Annotated in this window: 16 protein-coding genes and 1 pseudogene; all 17 read right to left on the reverse strand. The window is 52.8% G+C overall.

Features of this window, described 5'->3' with window-relative positions; translation table 11 throughout:
• Positions 1-119: 119 nt before the first annotated feature.
• The 17 genes and pseudogenes from C7820_RS10525 to C7820_RS10605 all read right to left on the reverse strand — a co-directional run bounded on the left by C7820_RS10525 (position 120) and on the right by C7820_RS10605 (position 17,827).
• A complete protein-coding gene (locus tag C7820_RS10525) occupies positions 120-971 on the reverse strand; it encodes an MBL fold metallo-hydrolase (RefSeq protein ID WP_116230901.1) in 852 nt (283 codons plus the stop codon).
• 117 nt (positions 972-1,088) lie between these two features.
• Complete coding sequence (locus tag C7820_RS10530) at positions 1,089-1,835, reverse strand: WecB/TagA/CpsF family glycosyltransferase (protein WP_116230902.1); 747 nt, start codon at positions 1,833-1,835, stop codon at positions 1,089-1,091.
• Positions 1,832-2,362 (reverse strand): annotated as a pseudogene (locus tag C7820_RS10535) (GNAT family N-acetyltransferase). The gene C7820_RS10530 and the pseudogene C7820_RS10535 overlap by 4 nt, the downstream one beginning before the upstream one ends.
• A gap of 178 nt (positions 2,363-2,540) precedes the next feature.
• A complete protein-coding gene (locus tag C7820_RS10540; protein WP_116230903.1) occupies positions 2,541-2,915 on the reverse strand; it encodes a DUF4180 domain-containing protein in 375 nt (124 codons plus the stop codon).
• Positions 2,916-2,974: 59 nt separating this feature from the next.
• On the reverse strand, positions 2,975-3,805 hold the full coding sequence (locus tag C7820_RS10545) for an SDR family NAD(P)-dependent oxidoreductase (RefSeq protein ID WP_116230904.1): 831 nt from the start codon (positions 3,803-3,805) through the stop codon (positions 2,975-2,977).
• 75 nt (positions 3,806-3,880) lie between these two features.
• On the reverse strand, positions 3,881-4,468 hold the full coding sequence (locus C7820_RS10550) for a TetR/AcrR family transcriptional regulator (protein ID WP_116230905.1): 588 nt from the start codon (positions 4,466-4,468) through the stop codon (positions 3,881-3,883).
• A 151-nt stretch (positions 4,469-4,619) separates the two neighbouring features.
• Positions 4,620-5,696: an NAD(P)-dependent alcohol dehydrogenase gene (locus C7820_RS10555; RefSeq protein ID WP_116231717.1), complete on the reverse strand. Its 1,077-nt coding sequence runs from the start codon at positions 5,694-5,696 to the stop codon at positions 4,620-4,622.
• 239 nt (positions 5,697-5,935) lie between these two features.
• Complete coding sequence (locus C7820_RS10560) at positions 5,936-7,396, reverse strand: MDR family MFS transporter (RefSeq protein WP_116230906.1); 1,461 nt, start codon at positions 7,394-7,396, stop codon at positions 5,936-5,938.
• A 151-nt stretch (positions 7,397-7,547) separates the two neighbouring features.
• Positions 7,548-8,285 carry a UMP kinase gene (gene pyrH, locus C7820_RS10565; RefSeq protein WP_116230907.1) on the reverse strand — a complete coding sequence of 246 codons (738 nt, stop codon included), beginning with the start codon at positions 8,283-8,285 and terminating at the stop codon, positions 7,548-7,550.
• Positions 8,286-8,983: 698 nt separating this feature from the next.
• On the reverse strand, positions 8,984-11,305 hold the full coding sequence (yicI, locus tag C7820_RS10570) for an alpha-xylosidase (RefSeq protein ID WP_116230908.1): 2,322 nt from the start codon (positions 11,303-11,305) through the stop codon (positions 8,984-8,986).
• Positions 11,306-11,345: 40 nt separating this feature from the next.
• Entirely contained in the window at positions 11,346-12,185 is an 840-nt protein-coding gene (locus C7820_RS10575) for a carbohydrate ABC transporter permease (RefSeq protein ID WP_244169174.1), read from the reverse strand.
• A complete protein-coding gene (locus C7820_RS10580) occupies positions 12,182-13,108 on the reverse strand; it encodes a carbohydrate ABC transporter permease (RefSeq protein ID WP_116230909.1) in 927 nt (308 codons plus the stop codon). Before C7820_RS10580 ends, C7820_RS10575 begins: the two co-directional genes overlap by 4 nt.
• Positions 13,109-13,132: 24 nt before the next feature.
• Positions 13,133-14,356, reverse strand: a complete 1,224-nt coding sequence (locus C7820_RS10585; protein ID WP_181908991.1) for a sugar ABC transporter substrate-binding protein — start codon at positions 14,354-14,356, stop codon at positions 13,133-13,135.
• Between the two features lie 112 nt (positions 14,357-14,468).
• Entirely contained in the window at positions 14,469-15,524 is a 1,056-nt protein-coding gene (locus C7820_RS10590) for a LacI family DNA-binding transcriptional regulator (RefSeq protein WP_116230911.1), read from the reverse strand.
• Positions 15,525-15,845: 321 nt separating this feature from the next.
• Positions 15,846-16,241 carry a VOC family protein gene (locus C7820_RS10595; RefSeq protein ID WP_116231718.1) on the reverse strand — a complete coding sequence of 132 codons (396 nt, stop codon included), beginning with the start codon at positions 16,239-16,241 and terminating at the stop codon, positions 15,846-15,848.
• 232 nt (positions 16,242-16,473) lie between these two features.
• Positions 16,474-17,271 (reverse strand): helix-turn-helix transcriptional regulator, encoded by a 798-nt coding sequence (locus C7820_RS10600; protein WP_116230912.1) that lies wholly within the window; start codon positions 17,269-17,271, stop codon positions 16,474-16,476.
• 124 nt (positions 17,272-17,395) lie between these two features.
• On the reverse strand, positions 17,396-17,827 hold the full coding sequence (locus C7820_RS10605; RefSeq protein WP_076167132.1) for a winged helix-turn-helix transcriptional regulator: 432 nt from the start codon (positions 17,825-17,827) through the stop codon (positions 17,396-17,398).
• Between the last annotated feature and the right edge of the window lie 39 nt (positions 17,828-17,866).

Below are 17,866 nucleotides of genomic sequence, written 5' to 3' on the forward strand. Positions count from 1 at the left end.
CCACCATCATTTCCTCATCTGTAATGCAGATTACTAAAAAACAAACCACCTTCAAATGAAGGCGGTTTGTGGCTGCTCTAATCCATATCTTTTGACGTTATCGAATGGTCACCTTCAGTCTATGACTTCAAAGCGCTCAGTGCCGCATCCGTCACGTGGATAAATCTTTCGCCACGTGCGATCACATGAATACGCATTTCAGGAAAGTGGTCATATACATAGTCCACGAAATATCCCGGATGCTCAGTATTCCCTGCAAAAATGTCATAATGCATCGGGATCGTCATCCCGATCCCGACGGTCTTCGCCAGTTCGGCTGCTTCCCGGTAGTCCATATTGCCGATAATGCCGCGGCTGTTCCGGAATGCATCGCGGCCATTAATCGGGAGAAGCCCGAGGTCGATCGACTCCCCCTGAAGCCGTTCCGTCAATCCTTCATAAATGACCGTATCTCCGGAATGGTACACCGTAACGCCGTTCAGTTTGATCAGATACCCGACGTAACGATGATAGCCCTGCTCATCCGTTTCCAGTTCTTCATGTGCGGCCGCGATGGGGCGTATGATCACTTCATCGCCATAATCCTTTTCCGTATCGGCGATCACGAAGCGCTCGGGGGCTACGCCCTGCCTCAATATGTCCTCACGGCAGAATGCCGGTGCCATATAGACGGTTTGCAGGTTAGATTTGGACATGGCTGCAATCGCCTCCAGGTCCATATGGTCCGAATGCTCATGGGTGATCAGGCAGTAATCCGCATTCGTAATATGCTCCGGTCCGATCGGCGCCGGGTAGGTACGATCCGGGTTATGGCTGACATACGGATCGATGTAAATGACCGTATCCCCTCCCTTCATGATAAAACTGGCTTGTCCAAGCGGCCATACCGCGACCATGCCGTACGGCACGAAGGTTTCCTCGATTTCCTGAATCAGAAGCTGGCCTTGCTTCTGTGGCTGTGACTGGCTCATGCCTTCCTCTCCCTTCCGTTATTTTCCGATCATACTTATCATTACATGGAGATCCCAAGTAAGCAGCGGATCTCGCTCACGTTATCCAGGTATCTTGTAACCACCCGCTCACACGGGCTAAACGCTTCTGGATCTCTCTCTAAAAAATACCGCTTTCACCGCAAACCGGGGTAAAATCAGCTGTCTGCGCCATCTCGAAGGCTGGGAAATCAGCCGGTACAGCCACTCGAGATTTAGACGCTGCCAAGCTGCCGGCGCCCGCTTCACTTTACCGCCGATGATATCCAGGCTGCCGCCGACACCGATGGCAATTTTCGCCTGCAGCTTGTCCTTATGGCTATGTATCCACTTCTCTGCCCGGGGTGCGCCCAGAGCCACGATCAGAAAGTCCGGCGCGGCATCAGCAATCTCCTGTACGATTCGCGGTTCATCTTCCGGCGTAAAAAAACCGTGATGTCTGCCGCGTATGGCGACGCCCGGGTACTGCTGGCCAATGTTGATGACGGCCTGCCTGCTCGTTTCCTCATCCGCGCCCAGAAAGTAAAACGACCATCCCTTCCGGTCGCCCTCCTCAAGCAGCTTAAACAGCAGATCGCAGCCGGTCACCCGCTCCGGCAGGCTGCCGCCCCGCACCCGGGAGACCATGACGATGCCGATGCCATCCGCAGTGACCAAACCTGCCTCATCGACGATTTGGCGCAGCTGCGCATCCTTTTGGCAGGACATCACGATCTCCGGATTGCCGGTAACGACGTGAAACAGCCGCTGCTCCTTTTGGTCAACCACGTCTTGAAGAAGTTCTACGCTTTGCTCCATCGTCAATTTCGGGAAAGGAATCCCCATAATGGGCACATGTTGATTCATCTTTCGACCACCTCTTCTGTATCGGCGTAAACGGAATATACAAGCACATCTTTGTTCCATTTGACGATTTGTTTTTCCAGCGTCATTCCGATCCGTTCGGCCACCCGAGCGGATGGTTTATTGCAGGCATCGGGAAGCGAAACGATTTTGCGAAGCTTCATCTGCTCAAAACCGTAGTGCTTGCAAGCCGTTGCTGCCTCAGTGGCATAGCCGTTCCCCCATACGCGCCTTGCGAACAGGTAGCCGATCTCCATTTCGCGAACCCCTTCCACAATCTGTGGAACGATGCCACACTATCCCAGAAAATCACCGTTGATCCGGTTCTCCACGATCCATAAGCCGGCACCGCATTCCTCATAATTTCGCAGGTTCCATTCAATCCATTCCAGCGTTTCTTGGTTGTCTTTGATGGAGGGATAGTACTTCATTGCGACGGGGTCGGCAAAAATTTGCTGCAGCAAAGGGACATCCTCCCGTCCCATTTGCCTCAGGATCAACCGGTCCGTACTCAGCACGACATCCTTCATCCAGGATCCCCCTTATCTTTTTTACAACGCGTTATATACGACGATGATTTACAACACATTCCGCTCACTCTATACTGCGTGCAATAATGCGGGCCGGGGATGAATCCGCCCGGATCAGCAGCTCGGCAATCGCCAATCAATCATCATCAGATTCGCCAGCTCCCTGTTCCTCGCGTTTTTAAGGTACCCGATGAAGGGCGGCCAGCGCCTCCTCCCGGTCCTTCTTAAAGAACACATCTTCCCCCTTATTGCATTCGTAGATGAAATCCCGCAGGCTTTTGCTGGAGTAAGCTTCAAAATCACCAACAATGGCAATTTTAAATTGATAGGTCCGATATTTTTGCAGGATTTCCCCTGCCAGCCCGGTCTTCAGCTCAAAAAACGCATCAGGCAAATTCGACTGATTCAGCAGCAGCTTATGGCATGGCCCCGATGGATCCCATCCAATGCCAGCCATCAAATCCAGAGCCGTCTGGACGTCGGCAATAACGGCATGAGGGTCGTCAAGAACCGCTACCTTCGAGCCGTCTTGTTCATGTATCGTATAGTTCATACTTTTTTGCCTCCTTTCCGCTATATTACCTTGTCTGAGAAGTCTGTTCCAGTCTTTTCCTACGTCTGGTCCGGCTGAACCGCTGCTTGACGGGCGACGCGGCACACGAGTCGCATCAGTTTGCGGTGGAGCTGCGGAAACAAGGTGAATACGACATCCATGGTGCGGCGCAGCGGCATCGGGCAAACTACAGGCTCGTTCTTGTGAACGCCCTTTATCGCAATTCGGGCGAACTGCTCGGGGCTCATCATTTTCTGTTTCTGCATCTGCTTCAGAACGAGTTCTTGATCCAAATGAAGTGCTTCGCCCGTCCGGTGGATCGGAGTATCCACGAAGGCGGGGCATAGAGCGCTGACATGAACGCCAAACGCTTCCGCTTCATAGTGAAGGGATGTGGTCAGTCCGACCACGGCATGTTTGGTCGCAGCATACGCGGCGGAGGTTGGCGATGGCCCCAGTCCGGTCGCGGACGCAGTATTCGCAATACAGCCGAAGCCCTGCTGCTTCATAACCCGATAGGCTGCCTGAGTTCCATGGATGACGCCCCACAAGTTGACCTGAATGATCCGGTTCCAATGATCAAGTGTCATGTGGTACAGCTCCCCGTAAATGCTGATGCCCGCATTGTTGAACATATAGTCGAGCCGCCCGAACTCCTCATACACACTCTCGATCAGCCCTTCCACCTGATAGGCGTCCGTCACGTCCAGGTGGACGTAACGCCCTCCCCCACCCGCAGCGGTAATTCTTCGGACCGTCTCCTCGCCGCCTGCTCGGTCCACATCGGCTGCCACAACGAAAATACGCTCCCCTGCCAACGCTTCGCAAATGGCCCGGCCAATTCCCGAAGCCCCTCCTGTGACAATAGCCACTTTACCCCATTCTGCCATATCCTTAACTCCTCCTCATCATTTTAACTTTAGAACAATTAGTACGATCGTTCTAATCTGTTTAAGCGTAAAACCTCATCGTTTGAGGATTCCGCTTAGAAAAAGATCGACGCTTTTCCGGAAAAGACCATGCAGCTGTTCATGCTCCATCGTGTAAATATGCTGGCACAGCGCCCCCAGGAGCGTCCCGAATAAAAATGTCGTTCCTTGAAGATCGTCGATCTCAAATTCTCCGGTATCGATCCCGTATTGGAAAATGTCCGAGTATGCCTGCATCGGCGTAACCGCCAGTCCGTACAGCTGCTGGACCGTCTCCGGACTGGTCGCCGGATTCGCCGCCAGCTCCTGCCCTACCTTGAGCAGAGGTGTTTGATAATTGTTCATCACGAACGTAGACATCGCATACAATTTATCTCTTGCTGTCTTATAGTTCGGAGATACACCGGCCCACTTCTCGCCCCAAGCCCGCATGCCGTCCAGCGCGAGATAGACGAACAGCTTTTCCTTATTCTCAAAATGGTAGTACACATGGCCCTTGCTGAACCCGGAGGCTTTGGATATATCCGAGATCGAGGTTCCGGCGAACCCCTTTTGCGAAAAAAGCTGCGCAGCCTTCTCCGCAATAATCCGCCGCGTTTCTTCACTGTCATAATGTCGTTTCAAAGCGATCTACCTTTCCTTATTTACAGAACGATCGTTCTAAAGTCATCATAAGCGATGAGGCCTGTCGCTGACAAGAAGTATTTGGAATGTTCAAAAAGAAGACAAAAAGCACGGCCAAAGCCGTGCTTTTATCCATGGAACAAGAACCGCCTCACTCCGCCTCTGGTACACCGTTCGGGTAGACGACAACTTTCAAGCACTCGCTTTTGTGATTCAAGGCCCGCTCCATCGCTTCCTGGGTATCCTGGAGCGAATAACGGTCCGTGACCAGCGTCATCACATCGGCAATGCCGGACTCAAGGAAGCGGATGCCTTTCGGATATGTATTGGCATACCGGAATATTCCGTAAATATCGACCTCGTTATCCGCGATAAAAGGAACATTCAGCGGAATTTCATCCTGTGCCGGAAGTCCGACGACGGCCAGCTTCCCACCCCGGCGCAGCGAGCCCAGCGCTGTTTGCAGCGCTCTGGGATTGCCTGCCGTTTCCCAAGCGACATCGACGCCCTTCCCGTCCGTCAACCGCTGAATTTCCTCCAGCGCGTCCTGCTCTGCGACGTTAATCACGTGATCCGCTCCGAGCTTCTTGGCGGCATCCAGACGCAGCGGCTCCAAATCCGTTACGATGATTTCGGCAGCACCATACGCTTTGGCCGCGACGACAGCCATCAATCCTACCGGCCCCATCCCCATGATCGCAATGGTGGATCCCGGCGTAAGCTTGCTTCTTGCCGCCGCATGGATGCCGACGGAAAACGGCTCGATCAGCGCCGCTTCCTCATAGCTCAGCGAGTCCGGGATCCGGAACACAAAATCCTGCCGGATTTTGATGTACTGGACAAAAGCCCCGTCTACCGGCGGTGTCGCCAGAAACTGCACGTCGGGACAGAGGTTATACCGCCCCTCCTTGCAGGCTTCACAGCGGCCGCAGGTCACCCCGGGCTCCACGGCTACGCGGTCTCCCACTTTGAATCCGGTTACATCTGCGCCTACGGCGGCGACATCGCCCGAGCATTCATGGCCTAGAATAATCGGCTTCTCCACGACGTACTTGCCGATTCGCCCATGCGTATAATAATGGAGGTCAGATCCGCAGATGCCGACGGCCATCACTTTGATCAACACTTCGTCTGGTGCGATGTCCGGCACCGGCACCGTTTCAATCCGGATTTGGCGCGGGCTGTGCATCACAGCGGCTTGCATCGTTTGGGGAATGCTGGAATTCATCATCTGTGTACTTCCTTCCCTTCCTGAAATCTATTATTTTTTATCATTGTATTATAGAAACCCACTAATATCTATGAAAACAACGTCTGATCAACAGAAAGAATCCGCTCCCGAAGAGGGAGCGGATTCTTTCTGTGCAGCGAGATGCACCACCATGCAGAAGGAGCATAAGTCCCTTCACTCACGCCTATGTAATTGGATAACCGGACGGAAACATGGCAGGCAAGGGTATCAACCGCTTAGGATTCAGCAGGACCTTTGGTCCGTTTGAATAACAATGCCAGAATCAACGCCACGATGGAGAAGCCAAATCCGATGACAAACGCGTTATGCACGCCGGCTACCATCGCTTCAGCCATTTGCCCAGGCGCGGTTGGATCCGAAGAGCCCTTCAGGAAGCTGGCTTGCCCGTTGGACATGACGCTGATAAAGAAGGCTACACCAATCGCTCCCGCCACCTGCTGGAGCGTATTCAAGATCGCCGTACCGTGCGGATAATACCGGGCCGGAAGCTGGTTCATGCCGTTCGTCTGCGCCGGCATCATGATCATAGAGATGGAAATCATCATGCAGATATGCAGGATGAGCAGCGTGACTTTGCTCGTTTCGACCGATACCTGCGTAAAGAACCACATAATGATCACCAGAGCAGCCGTGCCCGGAATGATCAGCGCCCGTGGACCGAACTTATCAAACAGTTTACCGGTAATCGGCGAGATCAAGCCGTTGAGCAAGCTCCCCGGAAGCATCAGCAGACCGGAAGCGAACACCGTCATGCCGAGTGCACCCTGAAACAGGAACGGCAGCAGCGACATGGAGGAGAACAGCGTCATCATCATAATGATCAGCATGATCGCCGTCAGGGTAAACGCCGGGAATTTGAAGGACCGGATATCCATTAAAGGATCTTTCAGCCGGAGCTGACGAATAACGAACAGCAGCAGGGCAGCCGCACCGATAATAATGGTCCAAATCACTTTGGGATGCGACCAGCCCGCTCCACCTTCACCCAGACTGCTGAAGCCATAGACGATTCCGCCGAATCCGATCGTAGACAGAACGATCGACAGAACGTCCACTTTGGGTTTGGTAGGCTGCGAGACATTTTTCAAATACACAAACGCGATGATGATCGAAAGGATGGCAAACGGCAGAACCAAGTAGAACAGCCATCTCCATTCAAACGAATCGAGAATCAATCCCGACAACGTCGGTCCGATCGCTGGAGCGAACATAATAACGAGACCGATACTGCCCATGGCGGCTCCGCGTTTTTCCGGCGGATACAGAATCAGGATCGTATTCATCATGACCGGAAGCATCAAACCGCTTCCTGCGGCCTGAAGCAAACGGCCGATCAGCAGGAATTCAAAGCCCGGGGCAAAGGCACAGACAAACGTTCCCACCGTAAAGATGATCATGGCTCCAAGGAACATTTGCCTCGTCGTAAACCACTGGACCAGCAGCGCTGATGCGGGAACCAGAACGCCGACGACCAGCATGTAGCCTGTGGCCAGCCATTGCAACGTAGAGGCCGAGACTTTGAGCTCAACCATTAATTCCGGAAAAGCGATATTGAGCAGCGTCTCATTTAAGATGGAAAAGAACGCCCCCACAATTAATGAAACTAATATAGGCAGCTTCTTGATATGGCTAATATCAGCCGGTGCAGATGCAGCTGCGGCACCTGATGGATTCATATATTCTCCCTCCTGTTTCTTGCAATATGTCTATATTTGGCATCAGCGAGCCTATTTTACCACATAACTCCGTGAAAATGTTTCTTATAAATTGCTTTTTTTAAATGATTTATTATTTTAGTCATTTAAGTATTATTCCACCGTTTAGAAGTTACTCATAAGCCAGTACAGAATCGCGGCTGATGATCGTGCCTTGATGCTTCCCTTCGCACAATTCTCTCATTGAACCCGGCTTGTCAAAGTTGAAAACATGAATAGGCAAATGATAGTCCCGGGCCAGAATAAAGGCCGATTGATCCATGATTTTCAGATCGTGCCGGATGACGTCGTCATAATGCAGCGACTTGAATTTTCTGGCGAAGGGATCCGTCTTCGGATCGGCGCTCAGCACACCGTCCACTCCCTGCTTGGCAACGAGGAGCGCGTCGCAGTTCACCTCGATCGCACGCTGCACCGAAGGGTAATCGGTCGTGACGTACGGCTGGCCGTTCCCGCCGGCGAAAATGACGATATACCCTTTCTCCAGATGGTGTATGGCGCGCAATCGAATATACGGCTCGGCCACCGAAGCGATGGGGAGCGAGGTCATGACCCGGACCTCCTTGTCCGTCTTCGCTTTAAGAACACCGCGCAGCATCAGGCTGTTGACGACGGTGGCCAGCGTGCCGATATTATCGGCCTCCGCCCTTTCGATGCCCCAGGTTTCCGCCATGTTTCCCCGAAATATGTTGCCGCCGCCGATGACCAGGGAAACCTCCACTCCCATAGACACAACGGATAAAATTTCGTCCGCAATATGCTCCAGCCGGCCCGGATCAAAGCCGAACTGGCTCGTTCCTGCCACCGCTCCGCCGCTTAGCTTAATTAACACTCTTTGGTACGCCGCCATGGATCAAACACTCCTTTCGGTTCGTAAAAATGACTATCGTGATAAGCCCACCTAGATAAATGAGCTTCCTCAGTATTGGCCTTCGAAACATCCAAGTTCCTTCAGCCAACACCGCTATTCAAAAGTTCAAAAAGAAAACACTAAAGCCGCTTATGCCTTAGTGTTCAACGCTTCCTGCCATATGCCGTTTTCTCAATAATGGAATGTATGCACCGCTTAAACACCAGGGATCCTCCTTTGAAATCCGTTTTTTACCAAGCAGATTATATCCTGAAAAGTTCGTCTGAAGCAACTATAGCCGCAGAGAGGCGGTCTGGGCGAGTGGATAGCCCTACCTTGTTACCTATGTGTAGTGTCTAGGTTGTACGATAAGATGGGTTTGCAGGTCGGAGATAGGTGCGGATTTTTTTGTGACTTTCTATTGTGAATTTTTCATATGTTGCAATATGGATATCAGTGGTTGTTGGTTCGCTCTTTTTCAAAAGGTTGGCATCGCAGTTGACGTAAACGTTAACATTATAAGCAGATAGAATGAACTTAAGAAAATTAATGTTAAAAGGACGCAGCGCGCCATTATAGAAGAAAGTTCAACGTGAAAAAAGTAAACGTAAAAACTCCCGAAAAACCGGCCAAATGCGGTATTTCGGGAGCCCGATGTCAGTATGGCTATAGTTCATGTTTGCTTAAGACAATGCCCATTACAATTGAATCGATATCTGCTTAACGCCCGCTTGTGGCGTCAACAGTACCCCCTGCTCGGTCACGGCGTATTCAGCGCCTTCGATTTGAGCGATCTGGCTTATGCCGCGCAGAAGCAGCTTCCACGGCTTCGTTCCTTCCGCCTGGACATCGATGCGCTCCCCGTTCCGGGTTACCACGACCTTTAATTCTTCCTTGCCGTTCGTCCCGTTCACGACGCTTGTCGTTTCCGTCCCATCCGCAAGTTCAAAAGCGTGAAGGGTCACACCGTCCGCGTAGTCGTAATCCGGACGCTGGTCATTGTCTCCGACCGGAATGATGCTTCCGGCCCGCGCCAGTAGCGGAACCGTAAAGTAGTCGACCTGCCGGCTGATCCACCGGCCTCCCTCTACACTTTCTCCGGTTACGAAATCGGTCCAGCGTCCCTCCGGTACATAGTACCGTGCCAGTCCCTGGTCGTTCATGACCGGTGCGACGAGAAGCGAATCCCCGAGCATATACTGGCGGTCCAGCACATGGCAGTTCGGATCTTCGGGGAATTCCAGCACCATGGCCCGCATGACGGGCACCCCTGTTGCCGCAGTCTGCACGGCGGAACGGAATAGGTATGGCATCAGCGTGCATTTCAGCTTGGTAAAATAGCGCAATACGTCAACAGCTTCCTCGTCGAAGAGCCATGGCACCCGGTACGACTGGTTCCCGTGCAGCCGGCTGTGCGTGGACAGCATCCCGAAAGCGGTCCAGCGCTTATAGAGGTCCGGTGTGGCCGTATTTTCAAAACCGCTGATATCGTGGCTCCAGAACCCGAAGCCGCTGAGCGACAAAGACAAGCCGCCGCGAAGCGATTCGGCCATCGATGCGTATGAGGCAGAGCAATCGCCGCCCCAATGCACCGGGAACTGCTGGCCGCCGGCCGTGGCGGAACGGGCGAACACCGCCGCTTCATTTTTACCGAGCGTCTCCTCCAGCACCTCAAACACCGTTTGGTTGTACAGTAACGTGTAGTAGTTGTGCATTTTCACCGGATCGGAGCCGTCGTAATAAACGACGTTCGTCGGAATCCGTTCGCCGAAGTCGGTTTTGAAGCTGTCAACGCCCATGTCGAGCAGTTCCTTCAGCTTGCCCTGGTACCACCGGACCGCTTCCGGATTAGTAAAGTCCACGAGCCCCATGCCGGACTGCCACCGGTCCCACTGCCAGACGCTGCCGTCCGGATTCTTCACCAGATAGCCGTTCTCCTTGCCTTCCTTGAACAGGTACGACTTCTGCCCGATGTACGGGTTGATCCAGACGCAGATATGAAGGCCTTTGTCTTTCAGCCGCCGCAGCATCCCCTGCGGGTCCGGGAACACGTCGGGATCCCATTTGAAATCGCACCACTGGAACTCCTTCATCCAGAAGCAGTCAAAATGGAACACATGCAGCGGAATATCCCGCTCGAGCATGCCGTCCACAAAACTGTTGACCGTGTCCTCGTCATAACTGGTCGTAAACGAGGTCGTCAGCCAAAGGCCGAAAGACCAGGCAGGCGGAAGCGCCGGTTTCCCGGTCAAGGCCGTATAGTTTTGCAGAACCTCTTTCAGATTGGATCCGCCGATGATATAATACTTCAGCATTTCGCCGGGAACGCTGAACTGCACCTTCGAGACGTTCTCGGAGCCGACTTCATAAGAAACGCGCTCCGGATGATCGACAAACACGCCGTATCCTTCGCTGGACACATAGAACGGGATGTTTTTATAGGCTTGCTCGCTGCTGGTCCCCCCGTCTTCGTTCCATAGATCCACGACCTGACCGTTTTTCACAAAAGGCGTAAACCGTTCCCCAAGCCCGTACACGTATTCGCCGACCCCCAGGTCCAGCTGCTCCCTCATATATACATCCGCCGATTCGGAGGATTTGATGTAAGCCGGTCCTTTATAGCCGGTGCCGGTGAGGCGGCGTCCGTCATAAGCATACGCGACGTTCCACCCCTCGTCCGGGCGAACGGTGGCGGTCAACTTGCCGCTGGTGAGGGTCACGGCGCCGCCGCGCTTCTCGACTTGGACTTTCAGGTCCGGCTGCTTGTAGATTTGGAAGGCTGGGCCTTTCTCGTCCATGCCGTCATGATGGATGTATTCCACGCAAATGACGTTCTCCATCGGGGAAGAATAACGGACCGTGAGCAGCGTCGTATTCAGCGTATCGCCTTTGTGGACGATTTTTTTGGTGGACGCATACACCGTCATTTCGTCTTGCCCGGTCTCAATATCCCTTACCTCAACCGGATACAATACCTGCAGCCCCTGCCGCATATGCCAATAGCCGTCTGTAAATTTCATAGTGGGTCTCTCTCCTATCTACATCTTCTATTTAAAATTGTCAGTCTTTCATGGAACCGGCGGTAATGCCGCCTACGACATAGCGCTGCAGGCCGATAAAAATGATAATGATCGGAAGCGCAGCCAGCGTGGCGACCGCCATCAGGTTGTTCCACTCCGTGCCGTACTGCCCGATAAAGCGGTACAGTCCAAGCGTCAGCGGGCGTACGCTGTCCTCGGTCGTCAAGGTCAGGCCAAAGATGAAGTCGCCCCAGCCGAAAAGGAAGCAGAACACCGCGACCGTCATCATGCCAGGCACGACGAGCGGCAGAATGATTCGGGTGAACGCCGTAAACTGGTTGCAGCCGTCAATCTTCGCCGCTTCCTCCAGCCCTTTGGGCAGTGCCATGAACGACGGCCGGAGGACGAGGACCGCAAACGGCAGCGCATGGATCATGTCCGCCAGGATGAGCCCGAAGTAGCTGTTCACGAGATGAACCTTCGAGAACATGATGAACAGCGGCATCGCCATCATAATACCGGGCAGCATCTGGATCGCGAGCAGCAGAATCATGATCAGCGATTTGCCTTTCAGATCCAGTCTCGCCAGTGCATACGCCGCGGGCGTGGCGAACAGCAGCGACATGATCATCGTCCCGATGGCGATAATAAAGCTGTTGCCGATATACCGGAGCATATCCGTGTTGTGAATGAAGTTGTCATAGTAAGCCGTAAAGGTCGCGTTCAGCACTCCAAAATGGGGCGGTGACGAGAACAGGTCCGTAATTGGGGTTATCGACGTTTTGACCATCCAATAGACGGGAAATAAAAACAACAGGGTGATGACGGCACCGATCACAGTCATGCCGGCGCCCTTCCATTGAGCTCGCTGGTTCATCATGCAGCCTCCTCCTTACTGGACATCCGGAGATAGATCACGGCCAGCACGGTAAGAATCGCGAACATGATCATGGATACCGATGCGCCCTGGCTGAACTGGAATTTGGTGAAGGACATCTGGTAGGCGTAAATCGGCAGGACGTTCGACGAGTTTACCGGTCCGCCCGCCGTCATGATGAAGATCATGTCAAACACCTTGAACGTGTTGATGATCCCCAGCATAAGCAGAATCAGAATGGTCGGTCGCATGAGCGGCAGCGTAATGTGGCGGAACTGCAGCATTTTCCCCGCGCCGTCCAGCTTGGCCGCCTCATACAGCTGCTCCGGCAGACCTTGAAGTCCGGACAGCAGGATGATCATGTTGAACGGAATGCCGACCCAGATGTTGGCGACGATCGTGGAAAGCAGCGCCGTACCGTTTTCGCTGAGCCAGCTGTGCGGCTCGTGAATGATCCCAAAGCTTTGCAGGATGTAGTTAACGACCCCGTAGTCGCCGTTCAGCATCCATTGGAATACCGAAGCCGTGATGACGACCGGAAGCATCCAAGCGAGCAGCATGAGCGAGCGCATCAGGCCCCGGCCCGGAAAACTGCGGTTGAAGAACAGGGCCAGCGCAAAGCCGATCGAAAACTGAAACACGAGGCTGAGAACGGTGAACAATACCGAGTTTCCGAGCGCGGTGTAAAAGACCGGATCTTTGAATGTCTTGATATAGCTCGCCAGACCCGCAAAAGCATGATGCCCCTTAAAGTTGTATACCGTCACATTTTGAAAGCTGAGAATGAGGTTGTACACGATCGGGAAAATAATGAACACCAGCAGGAACAGGATGACGGGCAGAACGAACAGATACCGGGTCCATGCTGTACTTCTTAAACGCTTGGACGTTCTCGGCGCTGCCGCGGAATAGGATTGGTCTGACATTGGGTTCCTCCTCCTTCTTAATATTTAGGGTGCAAGCGGTTTGATCTTGCCGGCGGCCGTTTGAACGGCCTGTTCGGGAGAAGCCTGCCCGGTCAGCACCTGCTGCAGCATCGTCTGGATCGCTTCGGAAATTCCCGCATAATCCGGGCCATAGGCACGTGCCTTGGCCACCTCCATCGCATCCGCAAACACCTTCATCTGCGGATCCTTCTGCCAGAACGGGTCCTGCAGCAAATCTTTGCGGCTCGGCAGACGGCCGTTGGTCTGAAGAAGCTTCTTCAGCCGGTCCGGCTCGTTGGCGAAACGAATGACGTCAAAGGCAGCATCCTTATGCTTGGAGGCTGCAGAGATCGCCCAGTTTTCACCTCCGAGTACAGTCGCTCCCGTTTTGCCCTTCGGCAGCGGCACGACGCCCCAATTGACTTTGCCCTCCTTCTGCAGGAATGGGATCTGCCACGTTCCGTTCACCATCATCGCCACTTTGCCTGCGGCGAACTGCGTGGCGGTATCGGATTGCTTCTGCGTGATCACTTCCCTGGACATGTAGTTGTTTTTGGCCATGTAGTCATACAGGTTTACTGCATCGAGCGTGCCCTGACTATCAAAGTCGGGAATGTCCGAGCCGGCCTGCAGCAGGAACGGCAAAAACTGAAACGTCCCTTCTTCCGTCTTCACCGCACTGACCGCGAAACCGTATACATTTTTCTTGGTGAGCAGCTTGGCGTCTTCCTTCAGCTCATCCCAGTTGGCGGGCGGCTTGATGCCCGCTTCATCAAACAACTCTTTGTTATAGAACAGCGCCAGGTTGTTGCTTCCGACCGGAACACCGTAATTTTTGCCGTCGTACACCGTGGAGGACCATGGTCCGTCATAATATTGATCCGCCTGTCCCCACGCTTTGACCTCCGCGGTAATGTCGGCCAAAATGCCGGCAGCGGCAAACGTCTGATGGTCTGCGCTGTCGATCCATACGATATCCGGCCCCTGATTGCCGATCGAACCAAGCAAAAGCTTGTTTTTGATATCGGAAGAAGATACGTATGTGCGTTTGATTTTCACATTCGGATGGGCCTTCTCATATTCGCTGATGATGTTGTTGATCGCGGTTACGCTGCCATCCGTCGTCATCGTATCCCACCAGGTCAGGGTGACTTTTCCCGAATCGGTACCGGAACCTGCAGAGCAGGCGGTCAGCGTCAAGGCAAACAGCGAAAAGGCGAGAAAGAGCGCTTTCATTTTGCCGCGCATAAGCATGTCCTCCTTACGAAATGATCTAGTATTTAGGCTTTCTTGATTATAAAAATCATAAAATGATGTACGTACATCATTTTATTCGTGAGAAGCCCGGCATCCTATACCCTTAGATATAGTACCGTGCATTCTCCCTCGTAACCAGTTCCAACTTGGAAATGTTCTCCCGCAAATTCACCTTCTCGCCGCTGGCCGTATGGTTAAACAGCGTCTTGACCGCCAAATAGCCCTGGTTTACCGGGTCCTGGCAGATCGTCGCCGTGACCGTGCCGCGGTCCAGATCCTGATAAATATCCTCCGTCATGTCATGGCCAATCAAAGCCACGGTGCCGCCAAGACCCGCTTCTTCGAGATGGCGCGCAATAACATGCAGCTTGGCGCTCGTGACATAAATGCCGTCGACCTGGCGGAAGTATTCGCCAAAGCGGTCCGGATGATCGTATTCCTCATGCTTCAGCTTCAGCGGCGGTGCCATTTCGATGTTCCCCTGCTCGGCAATGACTTCGCGGAAGCCGGTAATTTTCTGCTGCATCTGAAACGTAGTCGCCGAGGGCAGGCTGCTGGCATCCGATGTGATGAGTCCGGCTCTGCCGCCCTTTCCGATCAGCTTGCACAGCATGTCGGCAGCGAGTCGGCCCGCGATCCGATAGTCGCATCCCACGTAAAACAGACGCTTGCTGAGCGGCGCGTCGTTATTGAATGTGCATACCGCCATTCCTTTATCGATCGCCTGGTCTATGGGATCCTCCATCTGCTGGGAGTCGTTGGGAGACAAGGCCAGCGCATCGTAGGCGCCGCTGTCAACGATCTCCTGCACAATCTGTCTCTGCTTCTCCGTGTCGTAGCTCTCCGATTTGAAAATTTCAATCCGCAGGCCGTAATCCCGCAGCTCCTCGTACGCAAGGCGGATGCCGCGCTCAATCTGTGTCCAGAAATAATCCGGATGCTCCGGAAACACAATCGCAAAGGAAATTTCAGTCCCCCGTGACAGAAATCTCGCCGATTTGTTCGGCGTGTATTCCAGTTCCTCCAGCTTCTCCATAACCTTCCGGTACGTCTCCGGCTTCACATTGCCGCGGTTGTTGAGGACCCGGTCCAGCGTGGCGACCGAGATGCCCAATTGCTGGGCGATTCCTTTTAACGTCAGTCTTTTATGATCCTTCATAAGTATACCTCTTGTCTTATTCTGCAGAATGAAAGACGTTTGATCTTTCAGGCAGGTTTATTGTAACTCCGCGGCTTCCCGTGTGTCAACGCTTTCATGATGGTTTAGAACAAAAAATGATGTTCGATAATCATTCTATCTCTTCTGGTCCTTTTATTCGCCTTCCTCTTTGCCCCAGCCGGGATTATGATTATTTAACTTACAACCTCCCGTTGTTCCAATGCAAAAAGGGATCTCCGCATGAATCCCGGAAGTCCCCCTGTTGGCTTACAAATTCAACTGATATCGTTAGTTAGCCGGGCTCTGCTATGGAGAACGACGTTAAGATCCGGTCGTAATCATCCAGCGGATGCCAAACTTATCTTCCAATTGGCCGAATAAAGAACCCCAAAAAGCCGGTTTGATCGGGTCGCGAACCGTTCCGCCTTCAGACAGTTTCTTAAATGCAGCATACGCTTCCGGCTCCTGTTCAAATTCCAGTACCAGGTTGATCGCTGTTCCTTGCTGCACCGGTTCGAATACCGCGTCTGACATTAGAATATTCACGCCGGCGGCAACCAGGCTCAAGTGCAACACCTTATCTTTGTATTCTTCCGTAGCGTGAGGCAATTCCCCATGGGTCTGTACCGATACAATTTCTCCTCCGAGCGCCTGAACATAAAACTCTGCCTGCGCTCTGGCATCCTCAGAAAAAATGTAAGTCATGTGCTTGGCCATCGTCATTCATCCTTTCCTGTAATGGTTCATTTAGAAGCAGGAATGGTACCCTTGACACGTGACATGGCCGCGGATGAATATATGCTTGTCCCTTACAAGAAAACAAGCCGCAGCCGAAAAATCTCGGGATTACGGAGTCCGAAAAGGCGCAACATTGTATGAATCGTTATGTACATGGATAACTTCCTGCCCCGCTGTCTCTACTATAACACCGCGATCAGGAACGGATTTCTTACCGATTGCTGAGTTGACTGTTGATATGAAGAAAATTGTTCATCAACAGCGGCAGCGATATTAGGATGGGCGGATCGTCCGGATGCGGAACCCGCATGTTTACCCGTTGAAACGGAACCGATTTATCGGGACCGACGACGATTGGGACCTTATGCTTGGCGCGAAGCGTCGTTTGGGGCACCAGAAAATCGGCCGCCCTCATTCCCCATGAGACAGAAGTCGCTAACAAATAGTAGGTTCCAGGCTTCACGCCGGTAAACCGGAATCGACGTGCCGCCGAAGAGATAAGCGTACCGTAAGGCGGCAGCCCTTCAGGGATCGGTTTGGCGAACAATCCAATGAGGATGACCCCTTCGAACGGTACCTCGAAGGATATGGACCCTTCCACGGTTCCCACAGGTGACGTCAAAACCGGCAGATCATACCAGCTTTCGAGCGCTTTGAGCGAGTTTAAATGGTTGTCCGCGATGTCCCTGGAATTGCGGAATAGGGAAGGTGTAACCCCAACCTTCTCCGTAAACCGGGAAGTAAACGTGCCGAGGCTCTGCTGGCCGATTTCCAGGCTGATGTCACGAATGCTTAGATTGGTGCTCAGCAGCAGCTCTTTGGCTCGATGCAGCCTTAGTGATGATACGTAATAGAGCGGCGGAAGCCCCATCCGCGCTTTGAAAATCCGGGCAAAATGGTACGGGCTGTACCCTGCATACTTCGCCAGCATGTTCAGCTCCAGCGGTTCATCCAGCCGGTTCTGAATATAGGCAATGACTCCATCCAGTTCAGGAAACTTGTTGGTCATACCTTACCTCCCTTGAGTCCCGGATGGATGCGGGCGCGATGAGCATGGGCCAACCCTCGCCAAACCAGGAACAACTGTTCCCGTTTATATTACCATATTCCACCCTTCAAATAAAAGACAAATTTCAGTTTTTGGACAACGAAGTTTCCTCTTCTTTCGCAGTTTGATCCATTTCTGTCGCAAGGCCGATGTCCTTGTTGTTCAGAATGTTATCCTCAAGCACGGCAAATTTGTCACCATACTCTTTAATAATATGATGCTCCCCCCACGCGCAAAGGGAATCCAGAATCGGCTTCAGGCTCCAGCCATATTCGCTCAGCTCATACTCCACTTTCGGCGGAACCTGATGATAGATGATGCGGTTTACGATTCCGTCGTCCTCCAGCTCACGAAGCTGCTGGGTCAGCATTTTCTGTGTGATGGACGGCATCAGCCGCCGCAGATCGCTTGTCCGCTTCTTTCCATGCGTCAAGTGGCACAAAATCACACACTTCCATTTGCCGCCGATCACTTCCAGCGTTGCTTCAACCGAAATGTTATATTTCTTTTTTTCCATCCAAGACCCTCCTCAACATCTATGGGCACTTTTTGGTGC

It is taken from the genome of Paenibacillus sp. VMFN-D1 (assembly GCF_003386155.1).
Classification (GTDB): domain Bacteria; phylum Bacillota; class Bacilli; order Paenibacillales; family Paenibacillaceae; genus Paenibacillus_AQ; species Paenibacillus_AQ favisporus.